Here is an 18448-nt window from a genome sequence, read left to right as displayed (position 1 = left end):
GACGGTTATGACGACGGTCCAGCGAGGACGGATGCCGGTCGGATGGGCGGGTGACCTGTCCGACGAATACGACTGGGTGCCGTTGCGGCTGCCACCGGATGTCACCCGGCTCTCGGCGTCGGTGCGGTTGTCGATCGAAGCGCAGTACCGCGGGTGGGAGCTGACCCGGGTGCGGGCCTACACCGACGGCAGCCGTCGGGTTCTGTTGCGGCGCAAGAAGTCGGTTCTCGGCGAGCAGCCCGTCCTGTGATCTACCGCTATCTTCGCCAGGCCTTCTTCCTGGTCGATCCCGAACGTATTCACGGCCTGGTGTTCGCCGTCCTGCGTCTGGCCACCGGTACCGGACTCGCCCGGCGGCTGCTGCGCGCCCGGTTGGCGCCCCGCGACCCGGCACTGGCCAGCACCGTCTGGGGTGTGCGCTTCCCCGGCCCACTGGGTCTGGCGGCGGGTTTCGACAAGGACGGCCACGGCCTGGGCGCCTGGGGTTCGCTCGGATTCGGCTACGCCGAGGTCGGCACCGTGACCGCGCAGGCCCAGCCGGGTAATCCGCAGCCCCGGCTGTTCCGGCTGCCCGAGGACCGTGCGCTGCTGAACCGGATGGGCTTCAACAACCACGGTGCCGGGGCGCTGGCGGTGCAACTCACCCGGCACTCCCCCGATGTGCCGATCGGGGTCAACATCGGCAAGACCAAGGTGACGCCGCCCGAACTCGCCGTCGAGGATTACGCCGAGAGCGCCCGCCTGGTCGGTCCGCTGGCCTCGTACCTGGTGGTCAACGTCAGTTCGCCGAACACCCCCGGACTGCGCGACCTGCAGGCGGTGGCCTCGCTGCGGCCGATTCTGGCCGCGGTCCGGGAGGCGACATCCGCCCCGGTGCTGGTCAAGATCGCCCCCGATCTGTCCGATTCCGACATCGATGAGATCGCGGATCTGGCAGTCGAATTGGATCTCGCCGGCATCGTGGCCACCAACACCACCATCTCGCGGGCGGGCCTGCGCACCCCGGGTGTGGAGGCGCTGGGCGCCGGTGGGGTGTCCGGCGCGCCGGTCGCCGAGCGGTCGCTGGAGGTACTGCGCCGGCTCTACGCGCGGGTCGGCGACAAGCTGGTGTTGATCAGCGTCGGCGGCATCGAGACCGCCGATGACGCCTGGGAACGCATCATCTCCGGCGCGACGCTGCTGCAGGGCTACACCGGGTTCATCTACGGCGGCGGCTTGTGGGCCAAGCGGATTCACGACGGCATCGCGCGCAGGCTGCACGAGGGCGGCTACGCGTCGCTGTCCGAGGCGGTCGGCGCGGCCACGCGCTGACCGCCTCGGCAGTGAGCTACTTCTGCTCGTAGGTGCCGTGGATGACCGCGCGGGCGATGGCCTGGCCGAACAGGTTGAAGCCGAGGTAGGCGGGGGTGGCGCCATCGGGCAGCCCCAGGCTCTCCACCGGCAGCGCGTGCACCGCGATGTAGTAGCGGTGCGGGCCGTGTCCGGCCGGCGGGGCCGCGCCGATGAAGCGCTTGAGCCCGGCATCGTTGCTGAGCGTGACGGCACCACCGGGCAGCGGATCACCGTTACCGGCGTCGGCGGCCAGCGAGGTCACGCTGACCGGCAGGTCCGCGACCGCCCAGTGCCAGAAGCCGGACAGGGTCGGGGCGTCCGGGTCGTACACCGTCACCGCGAAGCTGCGGGTCTCCTCCGGGAAGCCCGACCAGCTCAGCTGCGGTGAGACGTCGTTGCCGCCCGCGCCCATGATCCCGCTGACCTGGTCGTTGGCCAACGGCTGCCCGTCGGTGACGGACTCCGACGTCAGCGTGAACGTCGGCAGTTGCGGAAGGTTGTCGTACGGTGACTGGCTCATCGCGCCCTTTCAGCAGTGGGTGAGAAAGTGTTCGAGGACCTTGGCCCCGAACTCTAGTGCGTCGACAGGTACCCGTTCGTCGACGCCGTGGAACAACGAGGCGAAATCCAGGTCCGGCGGCAGCCGCAACGGGGCGAAGCCGAAACACCGAATTCCCAACCGCTGGAACGACTTCGCGTCCGTTCCGCCGGACATCATGTAGGGCACCGTGCGGGCGTCCGGGTCCAGCGCCAGCAGGGAGGCGTTCATCTGGTCCACCAGATCACCGTCGAACGAGGTCTCATACGACGGCAGGTCGCGCTCCCAGGTGCGCACCACATTCGGGCCGATCAGTTCGTCGACCTCCCGTTCGAAGGCCGCCCGCCGGCCCGGCAGCACCCGGCAGTCCAGCACCGCCTCCGCGACGGCCGGGATGACGTTGGCCTTGTAGCCGGCCTTGAGCATGGTCGGATTCGCGGTGTCGCGCAGGGTGGCGCCGATGATCCGGGCGATACCGCCCAGCTTGGCGATGGTGCCGTCCAGGTCCGGTGAGTCCAGGTCGAACTCGTAACCGGTCTCCTCGGAGATGGCGGCGAGGAACTGGGCGACCGGATCGGTCAGGATCAACGGGAATTCGTGCCGGCCCAGCCGGGCCACCGCCTCGGCCACCTCGGTGACCGCGTTGTCGTCGTGCACCATCGAACCGTGTCCGGCCCGCCCGCGCGCCGTCAGCCGCATCCAGGCCAGGCCCTTCTCGGCGGTTTCGATCAGGTAGAGGCGGCGCTCACCGCCGTCGCGGCGCGGCACCGTCAGCGAGAAGCCGCCGACCTCCCCGATGGCCTCGGTGACCCCGTGGAACAGGTCCGGCCGGTTGTCGACGAGCCACTGCGCCCCGTAGGTGCCGCCGTGCTCCTCGTCGGAGACGAACGCGAACACCAGATCCCGCGGCGGCACGATGCCGTGGCGTTTGAAGTGCCGGGCGACGGCGATCATCATGCCGACCATGTCCTTCATGTCGACCGCGCCGCGGCCCCACACGTAGCCGTCCTTGACCGCCCCGGAGAACGGGTGCACGCTCCAGTCGGCCGGTTCGGCGGGGACGACGTCGAGGTGGCCGTGGATCAACAGCGCGCCGCGGTTCGGGTCGGCGCCGGCCAGCCGGGCGAACACGTTGCCTCGCCCGGGTGCTCCTGCCTCGACGTACTCGGTGGTGTAGCCGACCTCGCGGAGTCGGTCGCCCACCCATTCCGCGCAGTCGGCCTCGCCCTTGGTGGTCGCCGGGTCACCTGTATTGGAGGTGTCGAATCGGATCAGCTTGCTGACGAGGTCGACGACCTCGTCGGCGGAGCTGGCGGAAGGCACGGTCACAGTCACCATTCGTACCACCGCGTGCCCGCCGACGGGTGAGGTGACGCACCTCTTCACGGTGCTGGTTTGGGACTGAGCGCCCCTATCCGTTAGCCTTAGTCGCTCCTCGCCGACGGCGCGGAGAAATGTCCGAGTGGCGGAATGGCAGACGCGCTAGCTTGAGGTGCTAGTGCCCTATTAACGGGCGTGGGGGTTCAAGTCCCCCCTCGGACACACACTCTCTTTCGATCATCCAGTGATCAACTCTGCCAATCGTTCTGCGGCCCCGCTGCCGGGCACCGGCAGATACGCCACGATCTGGATATCCGGTGCATCCGCGGGTGTCAGCTGATGATGCTCGAGCCGCAACTCACCGACGCGGGCGTTGAAGAACCGGCGCTCCCGAGAGGCGAACCGCTCGATGCTGCTGGCCTGCCAGCCCGCCCGGAAGTGCTCACTCTCGGCGAACAGCCGGTCGATCAGCGCGGTGTAGGACGGCTCGCCCACCCGCGGCCCGGCCTCGGCCCGGAACTCCGCCAGGAACCGCTGGCTGTCGATCTCCCAGTCCGGCAACAACTCCCGGATGGCGGGATCCAGGAACACCAGCGCCAGCAGATTGCGGTCGGCGGCCGCGATCGTCTCGACGTTGGGGTACAGCGCCGCGTACGCCCGATTCCAGGCGACGATGGTCCAGGTCGGTCCGATGGCGAACGCCGGATATCCGGCCAGCGCGTCGAGGAACCGCTGGATGTGCGGCGGCGGCGGTCCGGCGTCCACGGTGGCGGCCGAGTCCGCGGTGTAGCCGCCGAGGGCAAGCACGTAGTCGTGTTCGGCGGGTGAGAGCCGCAGCGCGCGGCCCACCGCGTCGAGCACCTGTTTGGAAGGATTGATGTCGCGGCCCTGCTCCAGCCAGGTGTACCAGGTGGCACTCACCCCGGACAGCACCGCGACCTCCTCCCGGCGCAGCCCGGCCGTACGCATCCGGGGCACCGCCGGGAACCCCAGTTCGGCGCGCGGGGCGGCCTCGCGCCGGGCCCGCAGGAACTCCCCCAGCACCGCGCGCTGGCGACTCTTCTTGTCCACTCCCTCAGGGTAGTAGTGCCAGTACTAGTATCAACACCGTCTTCCCACGTAGGTGCCCGGAACGGCACGCTGTGTGTTATGGCTGAACTCAGGTCTCGCACGGTCACCCACGGTCGCAACATGGCAGGGGCGCGCTCGTTGCTGCGCGCCGCCGGCGTCGCCGGCTCCGACATCGGCAAGCCGATCGTGGCGGTGGCCAACAGCTTCACCGAGTTCGTCCCCGGTCATACCCACCTGCAGCCCGTCGGCCGGATCGTGTCCGAGGCGATCTCGGCCGCCGGTGGCGTGCCGCGCGAGTTCAACACCATCGCCGTCGACGACGGCATCGCCATGGGCCACGGCGGCATGCTGTACTCGCTGCCGTCGCGCGAGCTGATCGCCGACTCGGTGGAGTACATGGTCAATGCGCACTGCGCCGACGCGCTGGTGTGTATCTCCAACTGCGACAAGATCACCCCCGGCATGCTGATGGCCGCGCTGCGCCTGAACATCCCCACCGTGTTCGTCTCGGGCGGGCCGATGGAGGGCGGCACCGCCATGCTGGTCGACGGCACCGTGAAGACCCGGTTGAACCTGGTGTCCGCCATCGCCGACGCCGTCAACACCGAGGTCTCCGATGACGACATCGCCCGTATCGAAGAGGCCGCCTGCCCCACCTGCGGGTCGTGCTCGGGCATGTTCACCGCGAACTCGATGAACTGTCTCACCGAGGCGCTGGGCCTGGCCCTGCCCGGCAACGGGTCGGTGTTGGCCACCCACACCGCGCGCCGCGCCCTCTACGAGAAGGCCGGTGCCACCGTGATGGACATCGTGCGTCGCTACTACGACCACGACGATGCAAGCGTGCTGCCGCGGGCCATCGCCACCCGTGAGGCGTTCGACAACGCGATGGCCCTGGACATCGCGATGGGCGGGTCCACCAACACGGTGCTGCACCTGCTGGCCGCCGCGCGCGAGGCCGAACTGGACTACACCCTCGAGGACATCGAGAAGCGCAGCCAGATGGTCCCCTGCCTGTGCAAGGTCGCCCCCAACGGCCACTACCTGATGGAGGACGTGCACCGGGCCGGCGGCATCCCGGCGATCCTCGGCGAGTTGTGGCGCGGCGGGCACCTGCACGAGACCGTGCAGACCGTGCACACCGGTTCGCTGGCACAGTGGCTGCGCGACTGGGACATTCGCGGTGGATCGGCCACCGACGAGGCGGTCGAACTGTTCCACGCCGCACCGGGCTGTGTGCGTTCGGCCTCGGCGTTCTCCCAGTCCGAGCGGTGGGAGAGCCTGGACACCGACGCCGAGAACGGCTGCATCCGGGACATGGCCAACGCCTACTCCGCCGACGGTGGTCTGGCGGTGCTGCGCGGCAACCTGTCGGTGGACGGCTGCATCGTCAAGACCGCGGGCGTCGACGAATCCATCTGGAAGTTCTCCGGCCCGGCCGTGGTGCTGGAATCCCAGGAGGATGCGGTGGACGCCATCCTCAACAAGCGGGTGCAGCCCGGCGACGTCGTGGTGATCCGCTACGAGGGCCCCAAGGGTGGGCCCGGTATGCAGGAAATGCTCTATCCCACGGCATATCTGAAGGGCCGCGGGCTCGGCGCCCAGTGTGCGTTGATCACCGACGGCCGGTTCTCCGGCGGCACATCGGGCCTGTCGATCGGCCACGTCTCCCCCGAGGCAGCCGCGGGCGGCACCATCGCCCTGGTGCAGGACGGCGATCTGATCACCATCGACATCCCGCACCGCAGCATCCAGGTCGACGTGCCCGACGAGGAACTCGACCGCCGCCGCGCGGCGTTGGAGGCCTCCGGCGGCTACCGCCCGAAGGATCGTCAGCGCACCGTGTCGGCCGCCCTGCGCGCCTATGCGGCCCTGGCGCTGTCGGCCGACAAGGGCGCCGCCCGCGATATCGACGCGGTGTAGCTCAGGTCAGGGCCGCGGCCAGATACGGTGCGGTGCGGCTGGTCTTGTGCGCGGCCACCCGCCGTGGGGTGCCCGCCACCACCACCGTGCCACCCGCGTCCCCACCCCCTGGGCCCAGGTCGATGACGTGGTCGGCCCCGGCCACCACGGACATATCGTGTTCGGCCACCACGACGGTGTTCCCGGCGTCGACCAGGCGGTGTAGCTGGGCCTCCAACAGCTCCACGTCGGCGGGGTGCAGGCCGGTGGTGGGCTCGTCGAGCACATACACCGTGTGCCCGCGCTTGGCGCGCTGCAGTTCGGTGGCCAGTTTGATGCGTTGCGCCTCGCCGCCGGACAGTTCGGTGGCCGGTTGCCCGAGCCGCAGATACCCCAGCCCGACGTCGCGCAGGGTGGCCAGACTCCTTGCCGCGCTGGGTAGATCGGCCAGGAACTCGCCGGCCTCGTCCACGGTCATGGCCAGCACGTCGGCGATGGTGCGGTCCCGGTAGGTGACCTCCAGTGTCTCGTCCGAATAGCGGGCGCCGCCGCACGCCGGGCACCTGGCATAGGTACCGGGCAGGAACAGCAGCTCCACCGCGACGAAACCCTCGCCCTGGCACGTGTCGCACCGGCCGGCGGCCACGTTGAACGAGAACCGCCCGGCGCTCCAGCCGCGCCGACGGGCTTCCTCGGTGTCGGCGAACGCTTTTCGCACCGCGTCGAACAGCCCGGTATAGGTCGCCAGGTTGGACCGCGGTGTCCGTCCGATGGGCTTCTGGTCCACGGTGACCAGTCGGTCGATCACCTCGGCCCCGTCCACGCGCACCCCGATACTGGCGTCCTGGTCGATGTCGAGTAGTTCGGTGTCACCGTCGCCGCTGTCCTCGACCGGCTCGGAGATGCCCAGTTCGCGGGCGATCACGTCGCCGAGCACCTTGCAGACCAGCGTCGACTTGCCCGAGCCGGACACCCCGGTGACCGCGACGAACGTGCCCAACGGGATGTCCACGTCGACACCGCGCAGGTTGTGGAAGGCGATGCCGCGCAGGCTCAGCGTGCCTGTCGGCGTCCGGGTCGTGGTTCTCGACGTCGGCCGGGCATCGAACAGGTAGCGCCGGGTGATCGAGCGCTCGACGTCGGCCAGCCCGGCCACCGGGCCGCTGTAGAGCACGTCACCGCCCTGCTCCCCGGCACCGGGGCCGACGTCGACGATCCAGTCCGCGCGGCGCACCACGTCCATATCGTGTTCGACGACGAACAGTGAGTTCCCGGCGCGCCGCAGCCGGTCCAGCACCTCGAGCAGGGTCTCGGCGTCGGCCGGGTGCAGACCCGCCGACGGCTCGTCGAGGACGTAGAGCACGCCGAACAGCCCGGCGCGCAGCTGGCTGGCCAGCCGCAGGCGTTGCAGTTCACCGGGCGACACCGACGGGGTGCGCCGATTCAGGCTCAGGTAGCCCAGCCCGAGGTCGACCAGCACCGCGATCCGGGCCACCAGATCGGCGGCGATCATGGTGGCCACCTCGGTGTGCTCGCCGGATTCGGTGGACTCGTAGGCGGCGTCGAATTCGGTTCTGGTGGCGGCGGGTTCGAGTACATCGGCGAGCATCTGTAGTGGCAGCGCCACCAGTTCGGCGATGTTGTGGCCGGCGAAGGTCACCGCGAGTGCCTCGGGCCGCAGGCCGGCGCCGCCGCACGCCGGGCAGTCGATGCTGTCCACGTACTGCAGGGCACGGCGTCGCATCATCGCGCTCTGCGAGTTCGCCAAGGTGTGCCGGATGTGGCGTTCGGCGCTGGAGAAGGTGCCGTTGTAGTAGTACTCCGCAGTGACCGGATGCCGGCTCGGGTCGATCTCGACGGTGGGCTGCTCGTCGGTGAACAGGATCCAATCACGTTGGCGCTTGGGCAGTTTGCGCCACGGTTTGTCGATGTCGTAGCCGAGTGTGATGAGGATGTCGCGCAGGTTCTGGCCCTGCCAGGCGCCCGGCCAGGCCGAGACCGCGCCCTCGCGGATGGTCAGCGTCGGGTCGTGCACCAAGGTCTGTTCGGTGACCCGGTGGATACGGCCCAGGCCGTGGCAGTCCGGGCATGCGCCGACGACGGTGTTCGAGGAGAACGCATCGGAGTCCAGGCGTTCGGTGGCGCCGGGCGGATAGGTCCCGGCCCGCGACATCAGCATCCGCAGCAGGTTGGACAGGGTGGTGACGGTCCCGACGGTGGACCGGCTGCTGGTGGCCCCGCGTCGCTGCTGCAACGCCACCGCGGGCGGTAGACCGGTGATGTCGTCGACCTTGGGCGCGTCGTTGGGCAGCAGCAACCGGCGGGCATACGGCGCCACGGATTCGAAGTAGCGTCGCTGTGCCTCGGCGTAGATGGTGCCGAATGCCAGCGAGGACTTGCCCGATCCGGATACGCCGGTGAACACCACGAACGCGTCGCGTGGGGCGGCGACGTCCACGCCACGCAGATTGTGCACGCGGGAGGCGTACACCCGGACGTAGGTGTCTGGTTCGTCGCTCACCGTTCCATTGTGCGTGGCGGCCGGCGGGGAGGCTCAGTACACGTCGCGGACGTACCGTTTCGTCGCGACGAGTTCCTTCTTGTAGTCGTGGGCGGCCTCGGCGGACATCGACCCGTACGTGCGGATGATCTTCGTCAGCGTGTCGTCGACGTCGCGGGCCATCCGGGTGGCGTCACCGCAGACGTAGACATGCGCGCCGTCCTCCATCCAGCGCCACAGTTCGGCGCCGGCGTCAAGCATCTTGTGCTGCACATAGATCCGGTTGGCCTGGTCACGGGAGAACGCCAGGTCGAGGTGGTTGAGCAGCCCATCGGCCACCCACTGCTCCAGTTCTTCGCGGTAGTAGAAGTTCTCGGCGCGGTGCTGGTCGCCGAAGAACAGCCAATTGCGGCCCGTGTGTCCGAGGGCGCGCCGTTCCTGCAGGAAGCCGCGGAAGGGGGCGATCCCGGTGCCCGGGCCGACCATGATCATCGGGGTCGACGATTCGGCGGGCGGCCGGAAATTGGGCGAGCGCTGCACGAACACCGGCACCGACGCGGCCCGGTCGGCCAGGTGGGTGGACGCCACCCCGCCCCGGATGGCGCCCCGCGCGCTGCGGTAGCGCACCACCGACACGGTCAGATGTATCTCGTTGGGGCTGACCAGCGGACTGGAACTGATCGAGTACTGCCGCGGAGTCAGTCGGACCAGCGCGTCCTGCCATTGGACCGGGTCGGCCCGCAGGGCGAACTCCTCGACGATGTCGAGCCCGTTTCGGCCCTCCAACCAGCCGTCGAGGCTGTCCCGGCGCTTGCGTAGTTGCCTGGCCTCCCGGCAGTTCTCGGCGACGAAGCCCAACAGGTTGGGGGTGATCCGGCAGATGTCGTAGGACGAGGTCAGCGCACTGCGCAGATCGGTGTCGGCGCCGTCGACCTCGATGACCTCGTTGCCGGAGAGTCCGGTCGCGGCCAGCCAGGCCGTCACCGACTCTTGCGCGTTGGTGACGAACACGCCGAGCGAGTCGCCGACGGAATAGCCCACACCGCGCTCGGCGACGTGTTCGGAGATGTCGAAGCCGAACTGTCGCACCTCTTTCCGTGCCGACAACGGGGTGAGCCGGGTGTTGCGGCACAGCGGGGCGAGCACCGGGGCGTTTCGGTTCAGCGGCGCCGGAACCGCGGGAGCCGATGTGCCCCGGGTATCGCTGCAGCCCAGATCGGCGACCAGCTGCTCGGCCCAGGCCGCCATCGGCACCTCGTCGTAGATCTCGCAGTCGACGCGCTGCAGGGTCCGGCTGGCGCCGAGGTCGGTCAACCGGGCATCCAGGGATTTGGCGTGCCCGCAGAAGTTGTCGTAGGCCTTGTCGCCGATGCCCAGCACTGCGTAGCGCACTCCGTGCAGGGCCGGCGCGTCCGGGGATGCGAGGCGCTCCCAGAACTCAGCGCCGTTGTCCGGCGGTCCGCCGTCACCGAATGTACTGGTGACGAACACCACCTGTTCGGCGGCCGCGACGTCCTCGAGGGCGGCCTCGTTCATGGTGACCAGGCGGGCGCCGGGCAGCCGTCCGGCCAGTCGGGCGGCGAACTCCTCGGCGTTGCCGGTCTGGGATGCCCACAACACCATCGGTCCGGTTTCGTCGTCGGGTTCGACACCGGTCTCGCCGGTGGCCCGCGAGTAGGTTCCGGCGAGCAGACCGTCGACCCACAGCCGGACCTGCGCCCGCACCGGAGCCGTCGGCGGCAGCACCGGTACCCCGACGGGGTGGGCATCCAGGCCGGTGAAGAAGCCGGCCAGATAGCACCGTTCGTCCTGGCTGAATTCCGGTGCCGTGCCGGCCAGTCCGAGCGGGTCGGGCCGCTCGGTTGCGACGGGGCGCAGCCGGACCGCGCAGACCTTCAGCTCGGGCTGCAGCGAATCGGCGTCGACGGCGTCATTGGTCAGCGCGTTGACCGTGAGGTGCTCACCGTGCTCGTCGTTCCAGTGGAACGGTGCCCACACGTTGCCGGGCTGCACCCGATCGGTGATGAGGACCGGCAGCACGGCCCGGCCGCGCCGGGAGGTGAGCTCGACCCGATGCCGTCCGGTGATCCCCAGCACCGCAGCGTCTTCGGGGTGGATCTCGACGAAGGGCGCGCCGTTGAGCTTGTTGAGCTTGGCCACCTGTCCGGTCTTGGTCATGGTGTGCCACTGGTGCTGCAGGCGCCCGGTGTTCAGCACCATCGGGTACTCGTCGTCGGGAAGTTCGCGGGCGTCCATGTGCGGCCGGGCGAAAAACCTGGCGCGCCGCGACGGGGTGGCGAACGCCAGCCGGGGCCGATGCCCGTGCTCGTCGACGTGCAACGTCTGGGAAACCCCGTCGTTGAGGTACCGGATGGGATGGCGATCATGATCGTCCCCGGGCGGGCAGGGCCATTGCAGCGGCGTCTCGCGCAACCGCTCGTAGCTGGCGCCGCGCAGGTCGTATCCGGTGCGCGGGTTGGCGAACCGGCGGATCTCGTCGAAGATCTGCGCGCTGGACTTGTAGGCGAAATCATCTCCGAAACCCAGGTATTCGGCCACACCGCAGATCAGCTCCCAGTCCGCTCTGGCCTCACCGGCCGGTGGCACCGACTGCGGCAGCAGCGTCAGATTGCGCTCCGAGTTGATCATCACCGCGTCGGTTTCGGCCCACAGGGCGGCGGGCAGCATGATGTCGGCGTAGCGGTTGGTGGCGGTGTCGCGGTAGGCGTCCTGGGTGATCACCAGCTCGGCGGTCTCCAGCCCACGGATAACGGTGTCCCGATTGGGCACGCTGGCAACCGGATTGGTGCAGATGACCCAGCACGCCTTGATCTGACCGGCGGCGGCCTGCTCGAACATCGCCACCGTGCCGGGTCCGACATCGGGGCGGATGGTGCCCGGCTCCAGCCCCCACTGCTCCTCGCAGAAGGCCCGGTCCTCAGCCGAGAGCACGACGCGCTGGCCGGGCAATCCGGGCCCCATGTAGCCCATTTCACGCCCGCCCATGGCGTTGGGCTGACCGGTCAGAGACATGGGGCCGCTGCCGGGGCGGCAGATGGCGCCGGTGGCCAGGTGCAGATTGCAGATGGCGTTGGTGTTCCAGGTGCCGTGCGTGCTCTGGTTCAGGCCCATCGTCCAGCAGGTCATCCACTCCCCCGCTGCGGCGATCATCGCGGCCGCGGCACGGATGTCGGCCGCCGGGATCCCGGTGATCTCGGCGACCCGGTCCGGCGGATAGTCGGCCAGAAACGCCGGCATGGTGTCCCAGCCCTCGGTGTGCTCGGCGATGAAATCCTGGTCGATGTCCCCATTTTCGACCAGCAGGTACAGCAGCCCGTTGAGCAGCGCCAGATCGGTGCCGGGCGTGATCGCCAGGTACAGGTCGGCCCGGTCGGCGGTGGCGGTGCGCCGCGGGTCCACCACGATGAGCTTGGCGCCCGCCTTGAGCCGGTCGGCCATCCGCAGGAACAGGATCGGATGGCAATCCGCCATGTTCGCGCCGATGACGAGGAACAGGTCGGCGGACTCGAAGTCGGTGTAGGAGCCGGGCGGGCCGTCGGCGCCCAGGGATTGCTTGTATCCGGTGCCGGCGCTGGCCATGCACAGCCGGGAGTTCGACTCGATGTGCACGGTGCGCAGGTAGCCCTTGGCCAGTTTGGTGGCCAGGTACTGGGCCTCCAGCGACATCTGCCCGGACACGTACAGCGCGACGGCGTCGGGGCCGTGGGTGTCGAGAATGGCGCGTAGCCGCCGGCCCGCTTCGGCGACCGCCTCGTCCACCGGCATCGGTGTGGGTTGTCCACCCCGGGTTCCGCGGACCAGTGCGGTGGTCAGCCGGTTGTCGGTCGCGGCCATCAACTCGGCGTGGGTGGCCCCCTTGGTGCACAGCCGGCCGAAGTTGGCGGGGTGCAGCTTGTCTCCGCTGACCTTCGCGATGACGGGCAGCCCGGTGCCCGGATCCGGGGCGGTGCTCACCTCCACGCCGCAGCCCACTCCGCAATAGGAGCACGCGGTGCGGGTGGTGCCGGGTGCCGTCATGTCACCATCGTCAGCGGGCACTGTTCCGGTTCCTTTGAGGCGACGTTAGCGCGACGAAAACTGCACCTCACAGCGAGCCCCGCCCCTCGGTGAGCTCGCTGCAAGGGCAGCTCGTCCGGATGAAAATTGCAGGTCAAGCGGTGACGGCGGATTCGGGCAGCCGGCCGTCCGCGGGGCTCTGGCGGGCCGCGCCCATCCGCAGGAAGACGAACCAGGTGACGAACGCGCAGACCACGTAGAAGCCGAGGAACACCCAGAACGCGTTGGTGGCCGACTTCGCGTCGCTGACGTAGGACATCCGCAGCACGATGTTAATGAATACGCCGCCCAGTGCGCCGATCGCCCCGGCGAAGCCGATCAGTGCGCCGGACATGCTGCGCGACCAGGCGGCCTTCTCGTCCTTGCTCCACTCGTCGTGGCCCTGCGCCTTGGCCTCGAAGATCGACGGGATCATCTTGTAGGTCGAGCCGTTGCCCAGACCGGACAGGATGAACAGCAGGATGAATCCGGCCACGTAGGCGATCATCTGGGCCCCGGTCGGTGCCCCCGCCATCGAGTCGTCCAGCACGCCGGCGGCCACCAGGATGCCCGCGGCGAAGATCATCGCCACGAAGACGTACAGGGTGATCTTCCCGCCGCCGATGCGGTCGGCCAGCTTGCCGCCGAATGGACGCGAGATCGAGCCCAGCAGCGGACCCAGGAATGCGATCTGCGCGGCGTGCAGCGAGGCTTGGGCGGGGGTGTCACCGCCGGCCAGGAAGTTGATCTGCAGCACCTGACCGAATGCGAACGAGAACCCGATGAACGAGCCGAAGGTCCCGATGTAGAGGAAGCTCATCACCCAGGAATCCTTGTAGCGCAATGCTTCTGCCATGGCACTCAGATTCGAACGCTGGTTGCCGAGGTTGTCCATGAACAGCGCGGCCCCGACCGCGGCCAGGCCGACCAGCACCAGATAGATCGCGCACACCAGGTAGGGGGCGGTGTTGCTGACGGTGGCGATCACCAGCAGGCCGATCAACTGGATGAAGGGCACGCCGATGTTGCCGCCGCCGGCGTTGAGGCCCAGCGCCCAGCCCTTGAGTCGCTGCGGGTAGAAGGCGTTGATATTGGCCATCGAGGAGGCGAAGTTGCCGCCGCCCAGGCCGGCGAACGCCGCGACGACCATGAAGGTGGTGTAGGAGGTGCCCGGCTGGGCCATCACCCACAGCGTCATCGCCAGCGGGATCAGCAGCAGCAGTGCGCTGACGACCGTCCAGTTGCGGCCACCGAATCGGGCGGGCGCGATGGTGTACGGGATACGCATGAAGGCGCCGACCAGGGTGGGCATGGCCACCAGGTAGAACTTGCCGGCAGCGTCGATGCCGTACACGTCCTGCGGCATGAACAGCACCATCACCGACCAGATGGACCACACCGAGAAGCCCACGTGCTCGGCGAAGATCGACCAGATCAGATTGCGTTTCGCGATGTCCTTGCCGGGGGTCCGGCCGTCGGTGCCCTCCCAGGCGTCGACATCTTCGGCATCCCAGTGCACGATGTCTCGGTTGCGGCTTGTCTTGAGCACGAGGTCCTCCCAGCAGCGGAAACGGTTGAGAGGAAAGCTATGTGCCGGCGATGCCGCATCCGTTGCCCCGCGGTGTCGTGTTTGTCAACACCAACTCACGACGCCGCCGGGGGCGGTGGTGCGCAGCGGTACTCACGGTGGACTCACCGCGGAAATATCACCGAAACAAATCCTGGCGCGGCCGTGACCTGCCGGTGGAAATGCGTGGCCGGTCAGCCCTTCCGCCGCAACCACCGCGGGCGACGAGAAGTCTTACCAGCAGCAGCGGGGGTGGCAGCAGGCGCTTGCGGAGCGGCCGGTGGCTCGGACTCTTCAGTGGCCGAACCGGATTCGGCTTCGACGTCTTCGGCCTCGACTTCATCGCCGTCGACGTCTTCGGCTTCGGCGGTGGCAGCATCGACCGATTCGAGCACCTCGGCGACGATCTCTTCGGCCTCGGCCTCATCGGAGACGACAGATTCGACAGCCTCCGCTTCACCCGTGGACTCGTCGACTGCCGGGGTGTCCTGCTCAGCGTCTTCGGCCAAATCGGCTTCGGACTCGAGTTCTTCGGCTTCTGCTTCAGCCTCGGCCTCTTCGAGTTCGGCTTCGTCGGTGGCTTCCGCTTCGGCCACCTCGGTTTCGGCTTCGGCTTCGGTCTCCGAGTCGGCGTCCTCGTCGGCTTGGCCCTCGAGCTCTTCGGCTTCGGCCTCGGCCTCGATATCGGCTTCGGACTCAAGCGCTTCGGCTTCCACCTCGGCCTCGGCTTCAGCCGCCGATTCTTCGGTAGCGGCTTCCTCTTCGGCGTCGAGCGCGTCGGCCAGCTCCGCTTCTGCTTCGGCCTCGGCCTCGATATCGGCTTCGGACTCAAGCGCTTCCGCTTCGGCTTCGCCCTCGGCTTCCGCCACCGACTTCTCGGCCTCAGACTCTTCGGCTGCGGCCTCCTCCTCGGCGTCGAGTTCGTCGGCCAGCTCTGCTTCCGCCGACCCGTCGGCCTCCTGGTCGGCCTCGGCCACCACGAGCACTTCGGTAGCGACGCCCTCTTCGACCTCATCGGCCTCTTCGGCGGCGTCCACGACGGCGAGGTCGGGCTCCTGGGAAGCGGCGGTGCCTTCGTCCTCGTCCGCACCCGCCTCGTCCGCACCCGCCTCGTCCGCACCCGCGGCCGTGGCCGCTGCGACGACACCGGTCATCGCGCCCGCCGCGATCACCTCGGTGGCTGGTTCCTCGGCCGCGGCATCCCGATCGGCCGGGGCGTTGCCCCGCAAGCTCGCCGGATCCTCACGACCCTTGGGCGCCGCCATGATGTAGACGACGGCGGCGATGAACACGAATGTCGCGGTGAACGAGTTGACCCGGATCCCGGCGATCAGCGTCGCGGTATCGCTGCGCATCAACTCGATCCAGAACCGGCCCAGGCAGTACCCGGCCACGTACAGCGCGAACACCCTGCCGTGGCCGAGCTTGAAGCGCCGGTCCGCCCAGATCAGCAGCGCGAAAATCAGCAGATTCCACAGCAGTTCGTACAGGAACGTCGGGTGCACGACGGCCACCAGCTTCCCGGTGGACACCCCGTTGAGGGTGTCCCGGAATCCGGCGGCATCGACCCGCTCGTAGATCTCCAGGCCCCACGGCAGATCTGTGGCGCGCCCGTAGAGTTCCTGGTTGAAGTAGTTGCCGAGCCGACCGATCGCCTGCGCCAGGATGATTCCCGGTGCAATCGCATCACCGAACGCGGGCAGCGGAATACCGCGCCGCCTGCAGGCGATCCACGCACCGACGGCACCGAGCGCCACCGCACCCCAGATTCCGAGACCGCCGTCCCAGATCCGGAATGCCGCACCGAGCCCGGCGCCACCCGCCCCGAAGTAGGTCGGCCAGTCGGTCAGGACGTGATAGAGCCGGCCACCGACCAGACCGAACGGCACCGCCCACAAGGCGATGTCGTAGATCACGCCACGCTCGCCGCCGCGGGCCTCCCAGCGACGGTCACCGATGACGAGCGCGGCGACGATGCCGACGATGATGCACAGGGCGTAGGCGCGGAGCGGGACGGGGCCGAGGTACCAGACACCCTGAGCGGGGCTCGGGATGTAGGCCAGGGTCGTCACCGTCATGCGCGTACCGCCTGCCGAACGCCTTCGGCCAGTTCGGCGGTCAGGGATCGCAGGGCGGGCAACCCCTCGTCGAGCGCGGACACCAGAGCGGATCCGACGATCACCCCGTCGGCGTAGGCGCCGATCTCGGCAGCCTGCTCACGCGAGCGGACGCCCAGGCCGACTCCGACCGGGATGTCGGAGACCTCCTTGACCCGGGCCACCAGCTCCGGCGCGGCATTGGACACCGCGTCACGGGCGCCGGTCACACCCATCGTCGATGCGGCGTAGACGAACCCGCGGGATGCGCGCACCGTCATGGCGAGCCGTTCCGGGGTCGATGACGGGGCCACCAGGAAGATCCGGTCGAGGTTGTGCCGGTCGGAGACCTCCAGCCACTCGTCGGCCTCGTCGGGGATCAGATCGGGGGTGATGAGCCCGAGGCCGCCGGCAGCGGCCAGGTCGCGCGCGAACGTGTCGACGCCCTTGCGCAGCACCGGGTTCCAGTAGCTCATCACCACAGCGTGCCCGCCGGCGTTGCTGATCGCCTCGACCGCGCGCAGCGCGTCATGCACGCGCACGCCGCCGGCCAGCGCCGCCTCGGTGGCGCGGGCGATGGTGGGGCCGTCCATTCCGGGATCGGAGTAGGCGATGCCCACCTCGATGATGTCGGCGCCGGACTCGACCATCGCCGTCATCGCCGAGATCGAGGTCTCGACATCGGGATAACCGGTCGGCAGATAACCGATGAGTGCCGAGCGGCCCTCGGCCCGGCAGCTGTCGAAGACCGCCGAGAGGCGACTCGGTCCGCTGGCCCCGCTCACGCGTCCTCCATGATTCCGAACCACTTTCCAGCGGTCTCCACGTCCTTGTCGCCGCGGCCGGACAGGTTGACCACGATGATCGCCCCGGCGCCGAGTTCGGCGGCCAGCTTCACACCCCCGGCCACCGCGTGCGCCGACTCGATGGCCGGGATGATGCCTTCGGTGCGGCACAGCAGCAGGAACGCGTCCATCGCTTCGGTGTCGGTGATCGGCCGGTACTCGGCGCGTCCGGCGTCCTTGAGCAGCGCGTGCTCGGGGCCGACGCCCGGGTAGTCCAGACCGGCTGAGATGGAATGGGATTCGAGCGTCTGGCCGTCCTCGTCCTGCAGCAGGTAGGAGAACGACCCCTGGAACGCCCCCGGCGACCCGCCGGTGAACGTCGCGGCGTGCCGTCCGGTCTCGACGCCGTCGCCGGCCGCCTCGAACCCGACCAGCCGGACCGCGGGGTCATCGATGAAGGCGTGGAAGATGCCGATCGCGTTGGATCCGCCGCCGACGCATGCGACCACGGCGTCCGGCAGCCGGCCGGCCTGCTCGCGGATCTGCACCCGGGTCTCCAGGCCGATGATGCGCTGGAAATCGCGAACCATCAGCGGGAAGGGATGCGGTCCGGCCGCTGTCCCGAAGCAGTAGAAGGTGTTGTCGGCGTTGGCCACCCAGTCACGGAACGTCTCGTTGATGGCGTCCTTGAGGGTCTTCGATCCGGACTCCACGGAGACCACCGTGGCGCCGAGCAACCGCATCCGGGCCACGTTGAGCGCTTGGCGTGCGGTGTCCACGGCCCCCATGTAGATGACGCACTCCAGCCCGAGCAGCGCGCACGCGGTCGCGGTGGCCACCCCGTGCTGGCCGGCGCCGGTCTCGGCGATGACCCGGGTCTTGCCCATCTGCCGGGCCAGCAGCGCCTGCCCCAGCACGTTGTTGATCTTGTGGGAGCCGGTGTGGTTGAGGTCTTCTCGCTTCAGGAAGATCCGCGCACCACCGACGTGGGCGGACAGGCGCTCCGCTTCGTACAGCGGGGACGGGCGCCCGCTGTAGTGGCGCTGCAATCGATCCAGTTCGTCGAGGAAGGTCTGATCGCTGCGAGCCTTCTCGTAGGCCGCGGTGACCTCCTCGATGACCGCCATCAGGGCCTCGGGGACCAACCGTCCGCCGTAGGGCCCGAAATGCCCCTTGGTGTCCGGGTCGTGGCTGGTGGGTTCGGCGAGTGCGGCGCTGGTCTGCGGCAGCTCGGGGCCGGCGATATCGCCCATTTCTACAGGTTCTTTTCGTGCGAGCTCA

At 68.8% G+C, this 18448-nt stretch carries 12 protein-coding genes and 1 tRNA gene; 4 read left to right on the top strand and 9 right to left on the bottom strand.

Annotated features, from left to right (window positions below):
• The first annotated feature begins 7 nt into the window (after nucleotides 1-7).
• A complete protein-coding gene (locus K0O62_RS14285; RefSeq protein ID WP_073854965.1) occupies nucleotides 8-250 on the top strand; it encodes a DUF5703 family protein in 243 nt (80 codons plus the stop codon).
• A complete protein-coding gene (locus tag K0O62_RS14280; RefSeq protein ID WP_073855305.1) occupies nucleotides 250-1311 on the top strand; it encodes a quinone-dependent dihydroorotate dehydrogenase in 1062 nt (353 codons plus the stop codon). Before K0O62_RS14285 ends, K0O62_RS14280 begins: the two co-directional genes overlap by 1 nt.
• A gap of 16 nt (nucleotides 1312-1327) precedes the next feature.
• On the opposite strand, the gene K0O62_RS14275 is transcribed toward K0O62_RS14280, so the two are convergent.
• Nucleotides 1328-1852, bottom strand: a complete 525-nt coding sequence (locus tag K0O62_RS14275; RefSeq protein WP_073854963.1) for a YbhB/YbcL family Raf kinase inhibitor-like protein — start codon at nucleotides 1850-1852, stop codon at nucleotides 1328-1330.
• A 9-nt stretch (nucleotides 1853-1861) separates the two neighbouring features.
• Nucleotides 1862-3208, bottom strand: coding sequence for a M20/M25/M40 family metallo-hydrolase (locus K0O62_RS14270; RefSeq protein WP_073854961.1), 1347 nt, complete (start codon nucleotides 3206-3208; stop codon nucleotides 1862-1864).
• Nucleotides 3209-3326: 118 nt separating this feature from the next.
• Between K0O62_RS14270 and K0O62_RS14265 the strand changes: the two genes are divergently transcribed.
• Nucleotides 3327-3412 (top strand) — tRNA-Leu (locus K0O62_RS14265).
• A gap of 15 nt (nucleotides 3413-3427) precedes the next feature.
• Here K0O62_RS14265 and K0O62_RS14260 read toward each other — a convergent pair.
• Complete coding sequence (locus K0O62_RS14260) at nucleotides 3428-4261, bottom strand: helix-turn-helix transcriptional regulator (RefSeq protein WP_073854959.1); 834 nt, start codon at nucleotides 4259-4261, stop codon at nucleotides 3428-3430.
• 78 nt (nucleotides 4262-4339) lie between these two features.
• Here K0O62_RS14260 and ilvD point away from each other — a divergent pair, with 78 nt between their 5' ends.
• Nucleotides 4340-6184, top strand: coding sequence for a dihydroxy-acid dehydratase (ilvD, locus tag K0O62_RS14255; protein ID WP_073854957.1), 1845 nt, complete (start codon nucleotides 4340-4342; stop codon nucleotides 6182-6184).
• Nucleotide 6185: 1 nt separating this feature from the next.
• Here ilvD and K0O62_RS14250 read toward each other — a convergent pair whose 3' ends face one another.
• From K0O62_RS14250 to trpB, 6 genes are all read right to left on the bottom strand, one after another.
• The gene (locus K0O62_RS14250) at nucleotides 6186-8684 is read right to left on the bottom strand and encodes an excinuclease ABC subunit UvrA (protein ID WP_073854955.1); all 2499 of its coding nucleotides are present in this window, start codon (nucleotides 8682-8684) and stop codon (nucleotides 6186-6188) included.
• Between the two features lie 33 nt (nucleotides 8685-8717).
• Nucleotides 8718-12701: a bifunctional nitrate reductase/sulfite reductase flavoprotein subunit alpha gene (locus K0O62_RS14245; RefSeq protein ID WP_073854953.1), complete on the bottom strand. Its 3984-nt coding sequence runs from the start codon at nucleotides 12699-12701 to the stop codon at nucleotides 8718-8720.
• A gap of 133 nt (nucleotides 12702-12834) precedes the next feature.
• Nucleotides 12835-14268: a nitrate/nitrite transporter gene (locus K0O62_RS14240; RefSeq protein WP_073854951.1), complete on the bottom strand. Its 1434-nt coding sequence runs from the start codon at nucleotides 14266-14268 to the stop codon at nucleotides 12835-12837.
• Nucleotides 14269-14480: 212 nt separating this feature from the next.
• Nucleotides 14481-16364, bottom strand: coding sequence for a prolipoprotein diacylglyceryl transferase (gene lgt, locus K0O62_RS14235; protein ID WP_073854949.1), 1884 nt, complete (start codon nucleotides 16362-16364; stop codon nucleotides 14481-14483).
• Nucleotides 16361-17167: a tryptophan synthase subunit alpha gene (gene trpA / locus K0O62_RS14230; RefSeq protein WP_073854947.1), complete on the bottom strand. Its 807-nt coding sequence runs from the start codon at nucleotides 17165-17167 to the stop codon at nucleotides 16361-16363. Before trpA ends, lgt begins: the two co-directional genes overlap by 4 nt.
• Nucleotides 17164-18420 (bottom strand): tryptophan synthase subunit beta, encoded by a 1257-nt coding sequence (gene trpB, locus K0O62_RS14225; protein WP_073854945.1) that lies wholly within the window; start codon nucleotides 18418-18420, stop codon nucleotides 17164-17166. Before trpB ends, trpA begins: the two co-directional genes overlap by 4 nt.
• Between the last annotated feature and the right edge of the window lie 28 nt (nucleotides 18421-18448).

Origin of the sequence: Mycolicibacterium diernhoferi (genome assembly GCF_019456655.1) — a bacterium.
In the GTDB taxonomy this organism is placed as follows: Bacteria; Actinomycetota; Actinomycetes; order Mycobacteriales; family Mycobacteriaceae; genus Mycobacterium; species Mycobacterium diernhoferi.
The sequence above is the reverse complement of the archived record's forward strand: the minus strand, read 5'-3'. Positions and strand labels throughout refer to the sequence as shown.